The 19114-nt window shown below is 65.1% G+C and carries 12 protein-coding genes, 1 tRNA gene and 1 pseudogene; 4 read left to right on the top strand and 10 right to left on the bottom strand.

The window, feature by feature from the left end:
• Window positions 1–74 precede the first annotated feature (74 nt).
• From NY1_RS09455 to NY1_RS09430, 6 genes and pseudogenes are all read right to left on the bottom strand, one after another.
• A pseudogene (locus NY1_RS09455) lies at window positions 75–1900 on the bottom strand (putative bifunctional diguanylate cyclase/phosphodiesterase).
• A 64-nt stretch (window positions 1901–1964) separates the two neighbouring features.
• On the bottom strand, window positions 1965–4115 hold the full coding sequence (locus NY1_RS09450; RefSeq protein ID WP_084534813.1) for an Rv1355c family protein: 2151 nt from the start codon (window positions 4113–4115) through the stop codon (window positions 1965–1967).
• Window positions 4112–4768 (bottom strand): hypothetical protein, encoded by a 657-nt coding sequence (locus NY1_RS09445; RefSeq protein ID WP_157762130.1) that lies wholly within the window; start codon window positions 4766–4768, stop codon window positions 4112–4114. Before NY1_RS09445 ends, NY1_RS09450 begins: the two co-directional genes overlap by 4 nt.
• 351 nt (window positions 4769–5119) lie before the next feature.
• A complete protein-coding gene (locus tag NY1_RS09440) occupies window positions 5120–5554 on the bottom strand; it encodes an AraC family transcriptional regulator (RefSeq protein WP_067710528.1) in 435 nt (144 codons plus the stop codon).
• Window positions 5551–5991 carry a GyrI-like domain-containing protein gene (locus NY1_RS09435; protein ID WP_067710527.1) on the bottom strand — a complete coding sequence of 147 codons (441 nt, stop codon included), beginning with the start codon at window positions 5989–5991 and terminating at the stop codon, window positions 5551–5553. Before NY1_RS09435 ends, NY1_RS09440 begins: the two co-directional genes overlap by 4 nt.
• 104 nt (window positions 5992–6095) lie before the next feature.
• Window positions 6096–6779, bottom strand: a complete 684-nt coding sequence (locus NY1_RS09430; protein WP_067710526.1) for a trimeric intracellular cation channel family protein — start codon at window positions 6777–6779, stop codon at window positions 6096–6098.
• 115 nt (window positions 6780–6894) lie between these two features.
• Between NY1_RS09430 and NY1_RS09425 the strand changes: the two genes are divergently transcribed.
• Both NY1_RS09425 and NY1_RS09420 read left to right on the top strand, forming a co-directional pair.
• Window positions 6895–7611, top strand: a complete 717-nt coding sequence (locus NY1_RS09425; RefSeq protein WP_067710525.1) for a uracil-DNA glycosylase — start codon at window positions 6895–6897, stop codon at window positions 7609–7611.
• A 272-nt stretch (window positions 7612–7883) separates the two neighbouring features.
• A complete protein-coding gene (locus NY1_RS09420; protein WP_067710717.1) occupies window positions 7884–8510 on the top strand; it encodes a TetR/AcrR family transcriptional regulator in 627 nt (208 codons plus the stop codon).
• On the opposite strand, the gene NY1_RS09415 is transcribed toward NY1_RS09420, so the two are convergent.
• On the bottom strand, window positions 8489–9439 hold the full coding sequence (locus NY1_RS09415) for an aminoglycoside phosphotransferase family protein (protein WP_084534810.1): 951 nt from the start codon (window positions 9437–9439) through the stop codon (window positions 8489–8491). The two genes, NY1_RS09420 and NY1_RS09415, sit on opposite strands and share 22 nt — an antisense overlap.
• Before the next feature lie 104 nt (window positions 9440–9543).
• Here NY1_RS09415 and NY1_RS09410 point away from each other — a divergent pair.
• Both NY1_RS09410 and NY1_RS09405 read left to right on the top strand, forming a co-directional pair.
• Window positions 9544–9619 (top strand) — tRNA-Ala (locus tag NY1_RS09410).
• Window positions 9620–9695: 76 nt separating this feature from the next.
• A complete protein-coding gene (locus NY1_RS09405) occupies window positions 9696–9986 on the top strand; it encodes a hypothetical protein (protein WP_067710523.1) in 291 nt (96 codons plus the stop codon).
• Between the two features lie 107 nt (window positions 9987–10093).
• Here NY1_RS09405 and NY1_RS09400 read toward each other — a convergent pair whose 3' ends face one another.
• The 3 genes from NY1_RS09400 to NY1_RS09390 all read right to left on the bottom strand — a co-directional run bounded on the left by NY1_RS09400 (window position 10094) and on the right by NY1_RS09390 (window position 18992).
• Window positions 10094–12829, bottom strand: a complete 2736-nt coding sequence (locus tag NY1_RS09400) for an ATP-binding protein (protein WP_157762129.1) — start codon at window positions 12827–12829, stop codon at window positions 10094–10096.
• 86 nt (window positions 12830–12915) lie between these two features.
• On the bottom strand, window positions 12916–15582 hold the full coding sequence (locus NY1_RS41865) for a DUF1156 domain-containing protein (RefSeq protein WP_084534809.1): 2667 nt from the start codon (window positions 15580–15582) through the stop codon (window positions 12916–12918).
• A complete protein-coding gene (locus tag NY1_RS09390) occupies window positions 15567–18992 on the bottom strand; it encodes a helicase-related protein (protein ID WP_067710520.1) in 3426 nt (1141 codons plus the stop codon). The genes NY1_RS41865 and NY1_RS09390 overlap by 16 nt, the downstream gene beginning before the upstream one ends.
• Window positions 18993–19114 lie beyond the last annotated feature (122 nt).

The following is a 19114-nucleotide window of genomic DNA, read 5'->3' as shown; positions in this document are numbered from 1 at the left end:
CTCTGTCAGACGGCACGCTACTCGCGAACATTATTGTTCGCGAGTCGGTCATTCTCAGGTATATGCCCCTAATTTCAGGGGGCCGAGTTGCGGCCGGTACCCGGAAGATCCAGATCCAACGCTATCCGGCCCGCGCTCAAATGTGCTTCGACTTCTTCCGCGGGCATCGGCCGCGCGATCAAGAATCCCTGCGCCCGATAACATCCCAATGCCACCAGGGTACGCGCCGCCACGGTGGTTTCGACGCCTTCGCCGACCACGCCCAAACCGAACGAACCCGCCAGTCCCACAATGGATTTCACAATGGCCAGATCGTCGGCGCTGGCGCCCAGCCGCTGCACGAAGCCGCGGTCGATCTTCACCGCGTCCACCGGCAGCGCTTTCAGATGCGACAGCGACGAATACCCGGTGCCGAAATCGTCGATGGCGATCTGCACGCCCATCCGCTTCAGCCCGCGCAAGGTCACCTGGGTGCGCGCCAGATCCTGCACCACCACGTGCTCGGTGATCTCCAGGCACACCGACGACCCGTCGATGCCGAACCGCCGCAGAATATCCTCCATGGTCTCCACGAAATCCAGCGAAACCAGCTGCACCGGAGACACATTGATGCGAATGACCACATTCGAGGCCAGCCCGCGCTTACGCCACTGCGAGAACTGCTCACACGCCGTGCGAATAACCCACCGCCCCAGCTCCCCCGCCAGATTGGTGGCCTCGGCGACGCCCACGAACGCCCCCGGCGGCAACAGCCCGCGCCGCGCGTCGGATGCTGCCACCGCACCAGCGCCTCCAGCGCCACCACCCGCCCGGTCCTGAGGTCCACCTCCGGCTGGTAATGCAGCAGCAGCGACCCGTCCGACACCGCGCCGCGCAGGTTCAGCTCGACATCGTCCTGCAACTCGAACTGCGCCCGCATCGCATCGGTGAACACCGCGACGCCATTGCCGCCGCTCGACTTGGCGGACAGCAGCGCGTGGTCGGCCCGGCGCAGCACATCCGCCACCGTGGTCTCCCCCGGAATCCCCAGCGCCACACCCACACTCGCGCCGCGGCTGACGGTCTCCTCGCCGACAGTGACGCGGCGGCCGATCAGCTGCTGGATGCGGGTGGCCTCCTGATCCGCGGCAGCGGCATCGAGGGGTTTGGCCGGCACGATGACGAATTCGTCGCCGCCCAGCCGGGCGATCATGTCACCGGGATCGAGATTCTCGCGCAGCCGTGTGGCCAGTGTGCGAATGAAATTGTCCCCGGCGGTGTGGCCGAGAAAGTCGTTGAGCGCCTTGAGGCGGTCCAGGTCGAGGAAGAAGGTGGCCACCGGGCCCTGACTGCCCGGTTTGAGCCGGTCCTCCATATGCTCGAGCAGCGACCGGCGGTTCGCCAGCCCCGTCAGATCGTCGTGCATGGCGATGTAGCGCAACCGCTCTTCGGCCACGACGCGCGCCTGCAATTGGGCGAACAGCGCGGCAATCGCCTTGAGCACATTGAGTTCCCGATTGCTCCACTCGCGGTCGCCCGCCTTGATGAAGCCCAGAATGCCGGTGGGTTCGCCGCGCGAGACCAGCGGCACCGCGGCCACAGACACCGATTCGATACCGGTGGCCTGCTGGATCAGCTGCTGATAGTCGGCGAATTCGGGAATCGGCCGGATGATGATCGGCTCGGTGGTGTGCGAGAGCTGACCGAGCGCCGAGGTGGGGTCGTCGAGATGGGCCACATGCAGCGGATCTTCGTCGTCGGGGTCGGGCACGACGCGGCGCGGCCACTCCGCGACCATCACCGAGACCCGGCGGACCTGATCGGTGAAGCGCAGAAAGCTGAAATCGACGTCGAAGTGCTCCACCAGCCAGGACAGCACCTGCTCGCTGGCCGCCGTCATCGTGGTGGCATCGACCGACATCAACTCGGAGGCGACCTGGGTCACCAGTGAGTCGAGCGTTCGCCGAGGCACCTTTTCTCCGATCTCACAAACCGCGGGTGTCCGCGCCCGGTATTGGAAGTCGCCTGCTCCGAACCGCTGGTTTCGGTGCGTATCCCAATCGCAGAACCGACACCACCGTTTCGTCCTCAGGCACTCCCGACAGCTCCAGGAAGCGGCCCTGAAGTGACGCTAGTGTATCGGCGAACTCCGGGGAAACCGTATGCAGTTCCTCGGGGCGTCGGGCGAACAGGAATACCGGCGAAACGGGCTGAACGGCCAATCCGCGGCGTTCCGCCTCGATCCAGACGCGCTGCAGCGTCGCGCCAGCGCGCGCGTAGGCCGCCAGCTCCGCGGGGTCGTCCAGGGGCGGGGCGGGCATGGTCAGCACCGCCAGCGCCGAACTGGTGCGCAGTTTGTCGCGGGTGCCGTCGACCAGGGCGCTGCCGCCGGACCAGGTGCGCAGCAGGGCCATTACATCGGCGCGGCGGGCGATCTCCAGCTTGGCGATCTCGTCGGGGGCCAGGTCCAGGGTGCGCAGGTCCATGCCGGTGCGCAGATCATCGCCGGGCCAGCGCAGCTCGGAGATCATCTCGGTGTGCATGGCCGGGGTCAGGTAGCGGGTGCGCTCGGAGGCGGCCAGCATGTCGGCTGCGTACTCGACCTCGGTCCGGTCCGAGATCCAGCGCAGCCCGCCGCCCGCGTGAGTCACGACGGCGTCGAGGGCGTCGCGCACCGCCGAGGGCAAGGGAGCGCCGGACCCGTCCCGGCGATTGGTGTGCCGGGTGAGCAGCGCCGGATAGTCCTGGGCGAGTTGCGGATCCGAGTCCGAACCCAGGCGCAGCACCGCGGTGAGCAGTTCCGGTCCGCCGGTACGCAATTCGTCCGCACCGAGGCGGCCTTGCGCGGCAGCCGCAGCGCGCGCGTTGTACAGCGCCGCGCCCAGGGCCAGCGCACTGCCGCGGTAGCCGATATCCATCATCGAGGTGCGTTCGCGGGCAAGCGAAATGGTGATCGCCGTGGCATCCGCGCGCAGGTTCCAGGGTTGCGCGTTACCGCCGGAGGGGGCGCGCTGCGCACAGGCCAGCACGGCCGCGATCCCCGATTCCGGTTCCGGCTCGGCGTCGGATTCCTCCGGCCACACCAGATCCTCGAACGCCTCCGGTTCGACGATCTCGTCGAGGGCGCGTTCGACATCCACCCGGGTCCGCCCGGATGGCAGCTTGATGCCCAGGCCGATCCGGCGCACCGCACTCGCCACGCTGGCGCCGCCGAGCTGCACCTCGCCGCCCAATTGCGGCCAGCTGTTCAGGGTTTCACCGACCTCGACCATGCTGGCCGCCAGATTCTCGGACAGGTTGCGGCCGTCCAGGATTCGAATCACGTGCGGGGCCTTGTCCCGGGTGGACAGACCGCGCAGCTCGGCCGAGCTGGTACCGCCGAGCATTCCGTGGAACGGGCGGCGGTTCGGGTCCAGATCGAAACGCTCCACATCCAGCAGTCCGCGATCGTTGGACTGCATGAGCAGCGGCAGCCGGTGCCGGCGCGCGCCCTCGCGCACGGCGAGCTTGATATCGAGCGAATCGCATTCCTCGACCACGATCGACAGGCCGGACAGGAAGGCATCCATATTGTCTTCGCCGACACCGGTTTCGAAGATCTCGACGGGCAGGTACGGATCGAGTTCGGCGATGCGGCGGGCGGTGACCACGGCCTTGTTCTCGCCGATGTCGAACACCGTGCCGGGAATGCGATTCAGATTGGACAGCTCGATGGTGTCGAAGTCGGCGAGCCGCAGCCCACCGCAAATGCCTTCCAGCGCCAGGGTGTACGCGACGGCGTGACCGACACTCTGCCCGACCACGCCGATGGTCAGCTCGCCGAGCTTTTCCTGTTCCGCGCGAGTGAGGTGATTGCGATTGCGGTCCAGCCGGAGCGTGCGCAGTATGCCCGGACCGGGTAGAGCAATGACCGAGCGACGCCATGGGTAATAAACCCAGCGATCGAGCTCCGGCCCTTCGGACAATTCCGGCGGGGATAGCAGACCGTCGAATTCGGCGCGCAGCAAATCGCGCCGGTCGGTGAATTCGATTGCGGGATCGGCGCGTAATGCCGCGAGTCGTACAGCGTCATCCGGATGGAATTCATCGAGCAGCAGCGGTCGGTACGCACCGGCCGCGAACGAGCCGGCGCTCATGCCTGCGCCAGTCCCTCGCCCCGGGTCCGATGGACCGTGCCGCCGGCGGTGAGTTCGGCCATCTCGGCCTCGATCAACCGCACCTGCTCGGGGGTTCCGACCGACTTATACGTCTGCATGTCCCACCACACCGGATGGGTGATGTAGCGCTCGTTCGGGTAGCCCGAGGACGGCACCCACCAGACCACTTTCATACCGCTGCTGGCGTAGCGGTCGAGCACGTGAGACGGGGCGATGCCGGTCGAATAGCGCACACCCAGCAGCAATGCGCTCTGCACGATGGCGCGGGCCACCCAATCCGCCAGGGCGTGGCGATGTTCCGCATCGCGGGCCACCCAGCCGGTCTTGGCTTCGACCACACCGCTGGGGATCTGGTCGGCGACCATTTTGCGGAAGGCGGCGTCGCCTTGGCGGCCGGCCCAGCTGCGCACGGCGTGCACCTGATCCACGTGCCGGTGCGGGCCCTCGGCGCGCACGCCGGCGACCACCCGGCCATCGGAATCGAGGGCGACGCAGAACAGCGAGGTGGTGCGGCCGTCGAGCCAGGCGTCGTACTCGACCGCCTCCTCGGCGCCGAAGGAACGGTAGACCTCGAGCGCGCCGTCCAGGTACTCGCGCCAGAGCCGCGGATCCGCGGCCGGTGGACCGATCAAGATCGTGCACCCGGATCGCGCATCACGGCAACGGAGCATCCCGCGACCTGCACCTTCGGCCGGGATGAGCGAGATCGGTTCGACTGCCATATAGTTCCCACTCCACTACTGCTGACTTCGCGCGACGAGCGCGCTCCCGCCCGATACGGTCATGTATCGACCGCTCCTGGCTTGGGCACCTAGGGGAGTATCCGTCAGGTGACCAAAATTGTCCAGATATCCGGCAAACGGTCCGATACCCGAATGTGTATCAAGAAATCCCCCCTGGTCAAACCATTGCTATTAGTCATGAAAAGCAACGACAAGACTGGTTGGTTCTCGTCTAGCTAACAATTGGTTAACGGTCGGTGGTCAGACCAGAATCGAGATGAAGAGCTCCAGATCCGCGGGACCGGTCCAGATCTCGATCTCCTCGCGGTAGGCGCGGGTGATCTCGGCCGATGCGGTGGCGTCGTCGACCTGGGCCCAGACATCCTCGGCCGGATCGTGATAGTCGCCATTGGGGCGGAAGCGGGCGTAGACGCCCTTGGGGACGCGGATCAGGACATCGCCGACGGGGGCCTGGTGCGGGTCCGCGTATTCGTAGGAGACCAGCACGTTGTAGTTGCCCGCGGGGTCGGGGACGTAGACCGTGGCGAGGGGGCGTTCGACGCCGTCGCGGTCGCGCAGGCGGTCGCGGAGGAACTCGATCAGGTCGCTGGTGCTGATCTTGAAGCTGGGGCGTACGCGCGGGACGACGAGACCGCCGTAGACACCGCCGGGGCGCACCACGATCGAATAGCTCACGGCTCCACCGCCAGGTACAGGTCGATCTTGTAGGCGTGCGGATAGCACTCGAAATCACCGGTGTGGATGCGCTTGATCTGGTTGTGCTCCTCGGCGTAGGCGATCTGCGTCCACAGGTCGGTCATGACGCGCGGGAAGTTGCCGACCGAGGAGAAGCGCGCGTAGGTGCCGGCGGGGATGCGGGCCACGATATGGCCGCGGGTCACCCGGTCGAAGGAATCGCACTGGTAGCCGACGATCTGGGTGTTGTAGGTGCCCAGTTCGGCCGCGTAATCGGTGTACGCGGACGCCAGCGGGCCGCCCAGTTCCTGATGCAGCACGGCGGCCCAGGCCACTTCCAGATCGTGGTCGCGCAGTTCTCCGAGGGCGCGTTTGGGGCTGCGTACCGGCAACCCCGCGACCCACGTCTCGTCGCGTTCGACGATCTCAAACTGCATCGGAAGTAGTAGCTCTCTCTGGGTGTTTTCCACAGCCCGTCGGGCGGCCTCAGCCATGCTATCAATCGAGCACAAGGGTGTTCGGCGACACGACTGAGGATGGGCTAAGTCGAGGGTCCGTGCTCCGGTGTTTCGATCCGCCGGCGGTGCGGGCGGGCGAGCGGGGCGCGCCAGTGCCGCCAGAGCGCCAGCAGGCGCAGGCCGACCGCGCCGGCGCCCGCCAAACCGCCTGTCCAGAAGGTGTATTGGCCGTAGTGCAGCAGCAGCGCGGTCACCACCGAGCCCAGCAGCGCCGGCACCGCGTACAGCTCCCCGTCGCTGAGCACGCTGGGCGTCACACCGGCCAGCACATCGCGGATGACGCCGCCGCCCACCGCGGTGACCACGCCGAGCGCCGCCGACGAAGTGGCCGACATGCCGAACTGGAAGGCGGTGACGGTGCCGGTCACGCAGAAGATGCCGAGGCCGATCGCGTCGGTGACGAGCAGCGGGGTGCGCACCAGGCGGACCGGGGGATGCCAGAAGAAGATGAGCGCGGCGGCCAGCAGCGCCACGCCGCCGTAGCTCAGTTGCACGAAGGCGGCCGGGGGCGTGCGGCCGATGATCAGATCCCGGATGATGCCGCCGCCGGTGGCCGTGGCGATGGCGAGCACCGTGATGCCGACCACGTCGAACCGCCGCCGCACGGCCAGCAGGGCGCCCGACACGCCGAATGCGAACACGCCCAGCAGGTTTCCGGCGCGCTGTGCCGCGTCGACGGCGGTGCCGAGCTCCACCAAATCAGCCATGTGTGCGGGTTCCCTTCGCAATCGCAAACTCTCGGCTACCCGCGAACCCTATGCTGTTGCCGCCACGCCGGGACCTCACACCCCGGTTCCGGCCCGGGTGCGCTTGAATCGACCCGTGTGCCGCACAATTGCCGAGCTGGATGCCCAGCTCACAGCGTGTCGCGCCTGCCCACGCCTGGTGGAGTGGCGGGAACAGGTCGCACATGACAAGCGTGCCGCCTTTCGTGACGAAAATTACTGGGGCAAACCGGTTCCCGGCTTCGGTCCGGACGACGCCCGGGTGCTCGTGGTCGGTCTCGCGCCCGCGGCGCACGGCGGCAATCGCACCGGGCGCATGTTCACCGGTGACCGCAGCGCCGACGTCCTCATCGCCTGCATGTACCGCGCCGGCCTCGCCAACCAGCCGACGAGCCTGAGCGTCGACGACGGCCTGCGCCTGCTCGGCACCCGCGTCACCGCGCCCGTGCACTGCGCCCCGCCCGACAACAAACCCCTGCCGTCGGAACGCGACAACTGCCGCCACTGGCTGATCACCGAACTCGGCCTGCTCGCACCCACCCTCCGCGCGATCGTCGTCCTCGGCGGCTGGGGCTGGCAGGCGCTGCTGCCCGCCCTCACCGAATCCGGCTGGACCGTACCCAAACCCAAGCCCAAGTTCGGCCACGGCGCCCACTACGAACTGGCCCCCGCCCGCCCCGGCCGCGCACCCCTCCACCTCTTCGGCACCTACCACCCCAGCCAGCAGAACACCTTCACCGGCCGCCTCACCCCGGCCATGCTCGAAGCTGTGCTCGCCGAAGCGGCCCGCACCGCCGGACTTCCCGCACGATAGGTAAGAACTCGCGCATTCACCGCGGCCGCCGGTCCAGTCCGCGCTCTTGCCTGTGCGTGCCCCGCCGAGTTCGGTCCGCCCCTCGCTGATTCGAGGTTTCAGGGCTTGTCCCGGAGAGTCACGCTCCCGCTGATGCGGGGTTTCAGGGGCTTGCCCCTGAGAGTCACGAGAGTTGTCTTAGCTACTATTTGGTCGTGAGCAGGGCCGATAACTCCGGAGTGGGCGGCGGCATCGATGGTGCCGGGGCCGGGGCGGCGGATCGCGGGGGCGTGATGACGGACGAGACGGGTGCGGTGAGTGCACCACCGAAACGGCGGCGGGCGGCGACTCGGCAGCGGCTATTGGATGCCGCGTTCGATGCTTTCGCCGAGGATGGGCTGGGCCGGTGCACGGTCGAACAGCTCTGTGAGCGGGCCGGATTCACGCGCGGCGCGTTCTATTCGAACTTCAAATCGCTCGAGGAACTGTTCCTCGCCATGTGGGAGCAGCGCTCGGCGCAAATGCTGACCCAGGTCACCGCACTGCTCGATGTCGATATCGAAGTCGGCGACCCCGGCCAGGCGGTGGAATTCGCTTTGCACGCGGTCCCCATGGACGACAAATGGTTTCGCATCACCGCCGAATTCACCGCGCACGCACTGCGCAATCCGGAACTGCGCCGGGTGATGGTGGCGCGGGAGGAAGCCATCAGCAATGCGCTGACCCCCGTGGTGGTGACGCTCCTGGAACGTGCGGGCCGCCGCGTCCCCGACCCGGTCGCCCTGGGCCGCTCCCTGATCGCCGTGCACGACGGCACCCTCACCCAATGCCTGCTGGAGCCCGACAATCCCGCGGTCCGCGACCATCGGGTCCAGCTGTTCCGCCGCGTGGTCGAGTCCTACAGTGAACCGCTCGCCTGACCCCCGAACCGCGTCACCGCCTCGCACACCCCCGCGATCGCGATCTCCCGGAATTCCGTCATCTCGTGCTCGATGGCATGCAGCACATCCACCGCGTGATCGGCGCACGCCCAGAAGTCCAGCTTGGCCCGTAATCGGGCGTCGAATCCCAATCCCTGTGCCGCCCGTACTCTTTCGACGAATCCCGCGCCCGCATCGGACCACAGATAACACAGGTCGTAGTCGGGGTCCCCCACCTGCACATCCCCGAAATCGATGACGCCACTGATCGATTCACCGGTGACCAGCAGATGATCCAAACTCACATCCGCATGAATCAGCGCCGGCTCGTACTCGAAGTTCGCATCCTCCGCCAGATACTCCTCCCAGATCCCCGCCAGCCGCCGCCCTTCCCGCTCCGGCAGCAACGGAATCACCTGCGCCCGAACCAATTCCAGATCAGCCGCGAAATCCTTCCGGAAGTCCACCTCCTCCACCCCCAATTCCACGGCCCGCCGCACCGGGAACCCATGCACCGAATCCAAGAACTCCGCCACCGCTTCCGCCACCGCACCACTCCCCAACAGCCCCCGCGCCACCCACTCGTCGTCACTCAACGACTCCCCCGGCACCGCCGGATACACACAGCACTCCCCCGGCCCCAGCGGATTGGCCGCCGTGAACGCGAACCGCGGAATCGGCAACCGCACCCGCCCCGCCAACTCCGGCAGCAACCGAGCCTCCCGCGCAATCCCTTCCACCGCGTCCTCCCCCTTCGGCAGCCGCACCACCCACCGCCCGTCCCCCGCCTCCACCAGCACCGCCAGCGAATCCATCCCCGCCCCCAGCACCGACAACCGCCCCGCCGCCAATTCCCGCCGAGGCGACCCCTCCAACATCCCCCGCACTCGCTCCGCCCAATCCGCCACCGTCTCCGTATGCGCACTCATATCCACCGCCCCATCCTAGGAAAACCACCCCTAACCTGCCGATTCGTTTTCCCGCCCGACCACCTGATAAAGTTCTGCAAGCGCAGGCCGGAGACGGACTTCGCGGGGCTATAGCGCAGTTGGTAGCGCGTCTCGTTCGCATCGAGAAGGTCAGGGGTTCGATTCCCCTTAGCTCCACCAATCGTGTCATTGCACGAACCGACTCCATTGGGGCTGGTACCGCAGAAGCGGTCCCAGCCCCAATGTCGTTTCCGGGTTGGGGGATGCGGAAGGTGGGGATCAAGCGGTCGGGTCCGGCGATGGCGACCTGGGCGACGAGGGTCTCGATGAGCGCCTTGGCCTGGGTGCGGGTGCCATTGGTGATGATGTCGGCAATTTGGTCGGCGATGCCGTCGAGCGTTGCGGGTTTCGGCGCGGTGGGTTCGTTCGTCAGGGCATCGGTGAGTTCGTCGCGCCGGGTGATGAGTTGGCCTGTCTTGGCGCGCAATTCACTGAGCCTTCCGGCGAGGAGCTCGGGGTCGAGGGTGCCGTTTTCGAAGGCGCTTAGGTACCGGTCGATCGCCTGCTGAGCTTTGGCGAGCTCGGCGGTGACGGCGTCCAGTTCGATGCGTGAGGTTCCCCGGGTCTATCGGCCTGTCGAACTCTGCGTCGAACCTACTCAGATATCTCCGCGCGCAGACCCAGCTGACCCAGGCCCTCTTCTACGACCAAATCGATGACGTGCGCGGGAATCGGCTTGGCCGAGCGGACGGTAACCTCCAAGATCGCAGACACTTGCGCGCCCTGCGCGGCGAACTGCAGGGCGGCGATCCTGACCACATCCCGCAGCTTCTCGGCCGGAATGTCGGCGATCCGTAACTCTAGCGTGGTCGGGCCTACCGACGGCAATGCCCTCGACGGACCCGGTGGATTCGGGTGCGGTCTGGGCTGAGGCCGGGGATCTGCCGGGGTTGGCTCCGGTTCGGGTTCCGTTTCGCCACGGCGGGAGTCGTGCAGATTTCTCGCGGCAGCTGCCCGGACAAGCCACGTACCCGGTTGGAACTGGATTTCGTCCGGCTCGACGGTCACACCGATACGCACCACCGAGTCCGGAGCCTGCCAATGTGAGCCGGATACCAAACCGAAGACTTCGCGCCGGATTCCTTCCGTCAAACAGTCACGAATCACGTTCTCCGAGGCGAGTTTCGGCAACCGGGGGAACCGTTGAAACGCCTTGAGCAAGACTTCGATCTCCACGGCGTCGGCGCCAGCGGGGACCAACCCGAAGCGATCCGACAGCAACGCGGCCGGAGCGAGCTTGTCCAGCAGGCCATCCGAGGACCGGAGCCGGTCGGAGACTCTGGACGTGACGGTCTCACTGGCCCGGGCAGCGCCGAGATCCAGATGGTCGAGCGCGGGCGTGCCGCCTTCGACCCCGTTGGCGAGCTGGTAGACATGGCGGTAGGCCATCACGAGGAGAGCGGGGAGGCGCTGTTCAGCACGTACGATCCGCTTCGAGAGATCATCCTGTTGCTCCTTGGTGAACTTCTTCAGCCGAGGAGTGTCGCCGTGCAGATCGCGCATCGCGGCGAGGGTCCGCGCCACTGAACGTGCCCGCCCAAATTCACCGGCGTCGGGAGCGACCAGAACCAGCGTGTTCTTATTGGTTCGTCCGGACCGGTCGAACTCATGGAGAATCTTGGTGGGCACCTCGATCGACGCCTTGGGATCCGCGAGCCCGACGCGATGATCGGGATGCAGCAGGGCAAGGCACAGCCGAGGTTCGTCGCGAACGTCCGCGGAGGTCAGCACATCGGTCTGGGTACGCCACGGGGGCTCGGCTGGCGCAACCGTCGCGGTCGTCTCGGCGAGCAGCTGGGCGATCGTCTGCTCGGAGACCGCGCTTTCGCGTTCGACGATGACTTTGTTGAGGTTGGGTTCGGTCGTGAACCGATACCGCCCGCCTTCGTAGCGCATGTACCAGGCCGCGTTCTTAATGGTGTCGCGAACGTCTTCGAGGGTTCCGCGCGAAATGCCCGGTCGTCCGACACCCATGATCATCTGAGCGTCGGACGCACCGAGGACCTTGTCCGAGCCGAAGGAATGAATGAAGGCCGTCGTCGCCAGCCCCGTTGCCAGTCCGGCCTTTTCGACCTCACCGCCGCGGCGTTTGTCCTCCATACGGGCGCGGGATTCGGCCCGGATGATGTCCGCGTTGAGGGCGGATTTGTAGGACATGCCGGTGATCTTGAGGACCTCGGCACGGACTCCCGGATCGTGCAACGGCAGGTCACCGGGGTGAATCAGCGGAGCAGACCGAGTTGAGTTGTGCAAGGCTTTGACCGTGTGGGAGAGGGTGCGGAGCGCGCCGCGAGTGCGCTGGAAACCCGACAGTGACCCCCAGCGATTCGTCAGCAGGTCGATGAGCTCGGGATGAAATGGGTAAGCCGTTGCGATGCGCTCCCTATACGCGGGCTCACGGAATTCCATGGGTATCGCATCACCGAATTGATCGGCGTAGTAGTCACCGTAGGCATCGGCAACCCGGCGCCGTGCGGCGGCCGTCCCGGTGGACTGGAAAAGCCTGGTGTGCAGGACCGGGAAGATGTCATCGCCCTCGACCGGAGTTACGACGCTCTCGGTGCGGCCGAATATCTTGCTCAACCGTTCCAGCAGGTCCTCGTCGTTGGCGCCCGCAAAATCCTCGAGGTGAGACGCGGTCAGGGTCGCGACCAGACATGCGCCGGGAACGGAGGCTACGGCGCTAGCGAGTTCCTTGATGAACAACAGCGCATTGGTGGTTCGAGTGCCGACCCCGCCGTCGGTGACGTAAGTCTTCGCCAGGTACTCCAGCGTCTCGTCCATGAGAATCAGACAGGGTCCGTGGCGTTTAAGCAGCCCGGCCAGATGGCTGACCGAGGTTGCCTCGCCGGCCTCGTCCGACGAGCGGACATACTCGTATGCGGCGCGCCCACCGAGCTGAAATGCCAAGTGCCCGAGCAAGGTACGACCGGGTGAGCCATTGGATTCCTCATCCAGGTCGGGTGTCAGATCCGAGCCGTCGAGCACGACCACGGTGGCCTGCGGGAGTACTCCCTGCGGAAGGGCTGGAGCTAGTTTGCTCGCCAGCTCGGTATCGGCGACAGCGTGCGCCTGGCCGAACAGGTGATAGGCGCACAGCATCGTATGCGTCTTTCCGCCACCGAATTCGGTTTCCATTCGATGCACCGGTTTGGCGGTGGGGTCTCCCGCCAGGCGCCTCCCGATCTCGGTCAGCGCGACACGAAGGTTCTCGGTGAGATAGGTCTTTCGAGCGAACAGGGCCGCGTCCAGATAATCCCTCGGACCTTCGCCCTTGCTGACTCTTCCCAGATCGGCCGCGAACAGCGCCTCGTCGAAGGTGCCAGCCACGATATCGTCGTGCGGACGGGCGATTTCGGTCCAGCCGGGTAGCGGGCGCACAGGATGCCTTTCGAACGGGGTACGGTAAGCGACTGCTACAGACCGAACAGAGTGAGTTCATCGAGCTGTGGAATGTGGTTGGCGGCGCGTTCCTCCAGAACATCGCGGTTGCCGCCCAATCCGAGGAGCAGACTTCGTTCACGCGCCCCCTCCGGGAGCAATTCAGTCACCGCGGTGACTAGGGCCCAGAAGGCCGGATCCGTACCAGCACCGGTGGTTCCGAGCAGCGAATCCAATTCCTGCCGTCTCCCGCGGTCGTGTAACAGGCCAGCCTGATGCATGATGTCGATCCACGAGGGCCTGGGTCCGAGCGCGATGACGCCTCGCTCGTGCGGTCCCAGCAACTTGTAGTCCGTCCCAGTCTTCTTGACCAGGCCGCCGGTCGTGGTGAGCCCGTCGAGCCGCAAATCGAAAGCCCGGCACAGCATGTATGCCTCGTCCGCCGGAATAGCGTTGCCGTTGTAGGCCCAACGCCAGGTCAGATAGAGCAGGGAGGCGCTGTCGAGCCGTTCCAGCGATTCCCCCTGGATCAGAGCCCGGGTCGCATGCCGGGCGACCGCCTGCCGAGCCAGCACCATCAGCTCGTCCACAGTCACCTCCTCGCCTGAAAGGCGAAGTACCCGGCGATATTTGGCGAACACCTCGAAGGCGGGACCGACAGCAGAGACGAAATAGTCGGCCCCGGAGAGTTTCATGTCGTCGAAGACCGCCAACCGTTCGGCGATTCGCGCATCAAGGTCGCGGACGATGTCGTCGTAGAACCCGTCGGTCTCCGTGGCGAGTTTGCGACAGACCAAAACCACCGAGGACGCCAGCACTGCGCCGATATTGGCGGTGGTGCGGCCAGCCCGTTCGGACTGCATCGGCCAGGAGGTGGTGACGACCAGGCCGGAATGCCGCAGAGCGCGGAGAAGGTGTTCCCATGCTTTGGTGTCGGTGTGGGCGAAGACGAGGGCGACGAGCCCGTCTTCGGACACGACTCGTGCGATTTCATTCAGAGCACGTTGTAGTCGGATCTCGAACTCCCCGCGCGAGATGTATTCGGCGGAGTTCGGCTGTGCCCGGTTTTGGATGACCTCCGCTTTCTTAGGCGTAAGCGTCGTTGCGAAGAGTTCAGGGTAAAGATGGCCGATAGAGCGTTTCAGCCAGACGTAGAAAAAATCCGACAGGTCGCTGTATTGAAATGCGTCGTAGTATGGGGGGTCAATTATGACTGCGTCGAACGCGCCGTCATTGAACGGTAGTTGTTGGGCATTGCCGCGCTGAACCTGAACCGGATTTCCCCTGACTGCTGTGGCGCAGTGTCGGATAACTTTCAGGATCCATTCTGTCGAGCTTGTCCAGTTGCTCGGTCCGTCACCGAAAGGGTCAATCTCGTTGAAATCCCATGCCATTCGAATCGACTGCTGAGGAAATGTGCTTCGTAGCGTTTCGCGACTGGATGCCCACGAGGTGAAGGACGAGTTGTAGTCGGCGATTCGGTCCAGTGCGAGTCCTAGATAAGTGGTCAGTGCACGTGCCCGCTCAGGCTCGACTTCTTGCTCAAGCATAGCGATGTGGGCTGCACGCACTGCCTGCGCCAGGACTGCAAGTACTACACGCTGGCGTGGGGTAAACATTCCCGCCCAGGTGTCTATTCCGTATGTGAGATTGCGAAGCGTCCGATACTGTGATCGGGTTACCTGCTCGTCCGGAATGGCCGAGATTCCCTCGGGGTAATCCACCAGTTCCTCGGCGCGCATTGCCGCGTGGCCAGCGAAAGCGCGGTCATTGGCTGTCGCTTCGCGATATTCGCGAACTCCCGCCCTATCGATCTCTAGCACAGCGTAGAGATAAGTGCCGAATCCCTTGTCTCGGGCGTATTCTCGTAGCTCGCGGTCGGGCCGGGAGGTGCCACACGCCGGACAAGTCGCTGTTACTTGAGACCCTCGGCTGGTTTTGGTGCCGATCTGCCAGTCACTACCGTCGTCCGGAACCCCGTCTGCGAGCCGCAGTTCGACACGATCGTCGAGGATGTCGTAGTCCAGGCGAATCCGATGCCTGCTCGAATCGGCTAGCCTGCGGGAGGAGATCAGCGGCACGATCCGGTCACACCGGGAATCGGCGCAAACCATGGTGCGTGCCCAGAAGTACACCGCAGGACGGGCATTCTCGTAGCGAGGAAGGATATCGGCCAACTCGTTGTCGGCCTTGGTGCGGACCCATTCAGCCCACCGTGAAAGTTCTTCGACGAAAACAAGATTGCCGCTGCTGTCGACCTCGCCGAAACGGGCTGGGAACTCCAAAGTGCAGCGTTGGATAAGGTGGGCGACGGGATTGATATCCACGGCGGTGGTGTCGCACCCCAGGCGCGCGGCCTCCAGCGGGATGGCCCCACCGCCCGCGAAACAGTCGAGAACCCTGGGCCGACGCGGCCACGCCGCCGAGATCGTATTGCGCAGCGCGCGGACCGCCCCTGTGCTGGCCTCGAAACGGGCCGCGTGCCCGATCTCGGCGAGCAGGGCGCTACGTTCCGAATCGGCTTCGGCACCCGGATCCGGCAATAGGCTCGCGGCGACGACCGTCCGCGCCATGGCCAACGGCCGGCGCGCCCACCATAGGTGCAGGGTCGAGATGTGACCGTGCCGAAGGTGCTTCTCGCGCAGCGATATCGCATTGACCGTCGCCAGTGGGAGCTTCTCTTCGATCAGCGCGCGTCGCACGAAGTGTCCTCGGTTTCGTCATGTGCCCGGTCGACGACCACCCCGAGGGGGACGGAGTACCGAACATCCCGGGTGGGTTGGATATTGCCGGCCAAAGTTGTCGCGGGATCGCGCACGCAGTACATCCGTGGAGTAGGAGTCGCGCAGTCGAGGACCACGTACAGCCAGTACATTCGCCCGAACTTCTGTGCCGCAATGTATTCCGACCACGTCATCTCTATGTCGCCGATACCCGCCTGCCCTTTTACTTGAATGTATCGGGTGCCGTCTGGCCGCTCCGAGACCAGATCGAAGCCGAGACCTTCGGCATCCGCCTGGCGGAGATCCTCGGTACCACAATCGTTTTCATGATCGATGGCGACCCGGCGGGCGACGTCGACGACGTCGCGGACAGCGCCGTCGGCCGGTGAGCTCCAGTCGTGACCCTGCCCAGGCAACATCAGCGCCTGGGCGACGAGCGTGACGGGCCCCCGATCAATTACACGCGTGCGGACGGTGTCGGCGATACGCCGATCGCGCCGTTCCTCCGCGGTCCGGCGCTGTATCAAAGTCCGGCGCAGCCGGCCTCCTGCCCCGTTTACGCCGTTGTCGACCTCGGCTTCGATAGCGAGGAGTTCCATATCGATTCGCGCTAGCAGGGTGCTGAACGAAGCATGGAGAAAGTCTTCTTGGATGTCGGCAGTGCGTTCGTGGCGCGCGAGCACCTGGCGCACCTGCTCTTCATAGACATTGGCGCGCGCCCAGTCAGTCAGGCTCTCCACCGGGAGTTGCGGCGGCGCCCCGATATCCGCGGCCCCGGCGCCGAGGGCGAGGTCGTACAGCACGCCGCCGATCGTCTGGAACTGCCCATCGTGTTCGAGAACGCATGCCATACCGCGGTGCACGGTACTGCCGTGCCCGTCCAAGACCTGTCCCTCCAGCACGTGCAGCAGCGCTGGACCGTCGAGCGTGGAGTCATGGAACACGGCGCCTCGTTCCAGATCTTGATCTGTTCTCTCGGTGAGGTATTCGAGTAGCGCATCGAACAAGACATGGCCCGGCCCGCAGAGCTCCGGGCGCGGTGCGCCGACCTCCGCGTCCTGCGCCACCGGATTGGTCGCGACGCCTTTGTCGAAGGTGATGCGCTCGTACCGGGGCTGCAGCTGGCGGACACCACCACGGTCGCGGTCGCGCGCAATCAGGATGTCCGGTGTACTCACCACTCGGAGACTGGCGCGATCGAGCCGCTCCTCGGCGCGACCACCCAGGTAGTCGACCGCATCCAGGAAGAACCGGGCGAGATAGCCGGGGGCGAGGCGGCGTTCCTCGGCGCGGCCTGTGGCTCGACGGTGTAACTGCCAGTCGATATGCCCGGTTGCCAGCGCTTTCTCGGACAGTTCTTGCATCCGTGCAATGATGCGTTCGTCGAAGCGGCCGTTGTCGGCGCCGAGCACTGCGAGTACTTCGCTGGGCGTGCGCTGTTCAGATATCACCGATTCCAGCAGATCCCGCAAGCGATACCCGGACAGGATTTCCCCGACCACATCGAAGATCTGATCACCAAGCAGCTCGTTGCGCCGCATGGCCTCGAGCTTGCCCAGCACAGTCGCGAGTACCCTGCCTTCCTTGGTGTTGGCGGCGACGAAGTTGAAAATGTGGACGTCTTCGGTCTGGCCGATGCGGTGGATCCGGCCCATACGTTGCTCAAGACGATTGGGGTTCCACGGAATGTCATAGTTGACCATCAAATGGCAGAACTGCAGGTTGATACCTTCACCCGCGGCTTCGGTGGCCACCATGATCTGCGCTGTCTCGCGGAACGCGCGTTCGGCGGCCACACGCTCGGCCGGCCGCATCTTGCCGTGGATCGTCGCGACGGTGAATCTCGTCCTGAGCTTCTCGACGAGGAAGTCCAGAGTGTCCCGATGCTCGGTGAAAATGAGAAGCTTCTTCGACGGGTCGTCTCCGACCCCGTAGGTTTCCAGGATCGTCCAGAGTTCACCGAATTTGGTCTCGGTATCGAGTCGCTCGGTTTCCTGTGCCCGTATGAGCAGCGGTCGAAGCAGTTCGAGCTCGGCTTCCAGCTCCTCGCGACTGCGGAACCCCGGTACCTGATCCAGTGCTTGTTCCTCGATGTCCCATTTCTCGTCCTCGGGGCGGTCACTGTTCGAATCTGGATCGACGTCGGTGAATCGCCCCGATCGGCCAGTATCGGGTTGCTCGAGTTCGCGCTCCAGCCGCTCGACGCGGCGGGCGAGGGTGCGGGTGATGGCGCGGATCGAGGATGCCAACCGTCGCTGCATTGTGGTCAATGCGAATCCGGAGACCGAAGGCGCGCCACCTTCAGCTTGTTCCCGGCGGATCTGAGCCAGCCCTTGCGTGATGAAGTATGAAACCTGTTGGTAGAGATCCCATTCCGCGCCGTCGAGGTCGTAGGTGACGGTATGTGCGACACGCGGCCGGAACAACGGCCGCCCACGCAGGTCGACCATCTGCTCCTTGGTAGTTCGCGAGTAGTGGTGGGGCATTATCTCGACCAGGTCCGGGCAGCGATCACCGTAAGCATCAGAGTCCAGCAGTCGCATCAGCGCCCAGATGGATTCCTCCCGTCCGGAGTGCGGTGTCGCGGTCAGCAGCAGGAGCCGATCGGCGCGACTGGCGACGCGCTCTGCCGCCTTGTACCGATCGGTGCGGGAATCGATGGCGCCGCTGCTCTTGACCTTCAGCGTGTACCCGTGTGCTTCGTCGAGAACCGCCAGATCCCAGGGTCGTTGAGCAGCGGTGAAAGAATCCAGCATCGACTTCGTCTTCAGCAGATCGCGGGAGACGATGAATACGCCGTCCTGCTCCCAGGGATTCGTCATGGGATCCGACTCGAGGGTTTCCCGGGTGATCCGGCGAGCAGGGATCTGGAAGCGTTCGTCCAATTCGCGTTGCCACTGAAAGCTCAAGTTGGCGGGAGCGACGATCAGCACCCGATCGGCCACATCGCGGAGTTGGAGCTCCTTGATGTAAAGCCCCGTCATGATGGTCTTTCCGGCGCCTGGGTCGTCGGCCAGCAGGAACCGGAGGCGTGGCTCCTGCAGCAGCTTGCCGTAGACGGCCTCCAGCTGGTGCGGCAGCGGATCGATGCTCGACACCGCCAGTGCACCCATATCGTCTTGAAACCTGGAGCGGATGCGGCGAGCCTCGATGCCGAGGCGGAACGCCCGGGGATCGGCATCGAAACTACTATCCCGGCCGGTACTGACGACTTCGATTCCGGGTAGCTCGGCTTCGGGCAAACTGATCCGGCGGTATCTTCCGCCCCGGCTCTCGAGGCCGAATTCCCAGAAGGCGCCCTGTCGGACGTGAACCACGGTCTCGTGATCGGGTTGTCCCGGCAGGCGAACCAGCGCGCCTGCCACTAACTGCTGCGGATCGAATGACATCCGCCGACGCCTCCCCTCGACGATCGCCGACCCTGGGCGATCGTTCAAGATCGTACATGCCCGGTTCCCGGGCGCAAGCGGCAACGATGCGAATAGTGACTTGGCACAGCACAATTGGGCGT

This window comes from Nocardia yamanashiensis NBRC 100130 (assembly GCF_001613325.1).
GTDB lineage: Bacteria > Actinomycetota > Actinomycetes > Mycobacteriales > Mycobacteriaceae > Nocardia > Nocardia yamanashiensis.
Note: the sequence above shows the minus strand (reverse complement) of the source record. Positions and strands in the feature narration are given on the sequence as shown.

Bases quoted from the DNA above. Each gene is read 5' to 3' on its own strand.
- NY1_RS09450 (WP_084534813.1), bottom strand. From the start codon at position 4,115: ATGAGCGCCGGCTCGTTCGCGGCCGGTGCGTACCGACCGCTGCTGCTC.
- NY1_RS09435 (WP_067710527.1), bottom strand. From the start codon at position 5,991: ATGCAGTTTGAGATCGTCGAACGCGACGAGACGTGGGTCGCGGGGTTG.
- NY1_RS09430 (WP_067710526.1), bottom strand. From the start codon at position 6,779: ATGGCTGATTTGGTGGAGCTCGGCACCGCCGTCGACGCGGCACAGCGC.
- NY1_RS09420 (WP_067710717.1), top strand. From the start codon at position 7,884: ATGACGGACGAGACGGGTGCGGTGAGTGCACCACCGAAACGGCGGCGG.
- NY1_RS09415 (WP_084534810.1), bottom strand. From the start codon at position 9,439: ATGAGTGCGCATACGGAGACGGTGGCGGATTGGGCGGAGCGAGTGCGG.
- NY1_RS09390 (WP_067710520.1), bottom strand. From the start codon at position 18,992: ATGTCATTCGATCCGCAGCAGTTAGTGGCAGGCGCGCTGGTTCGCCTG.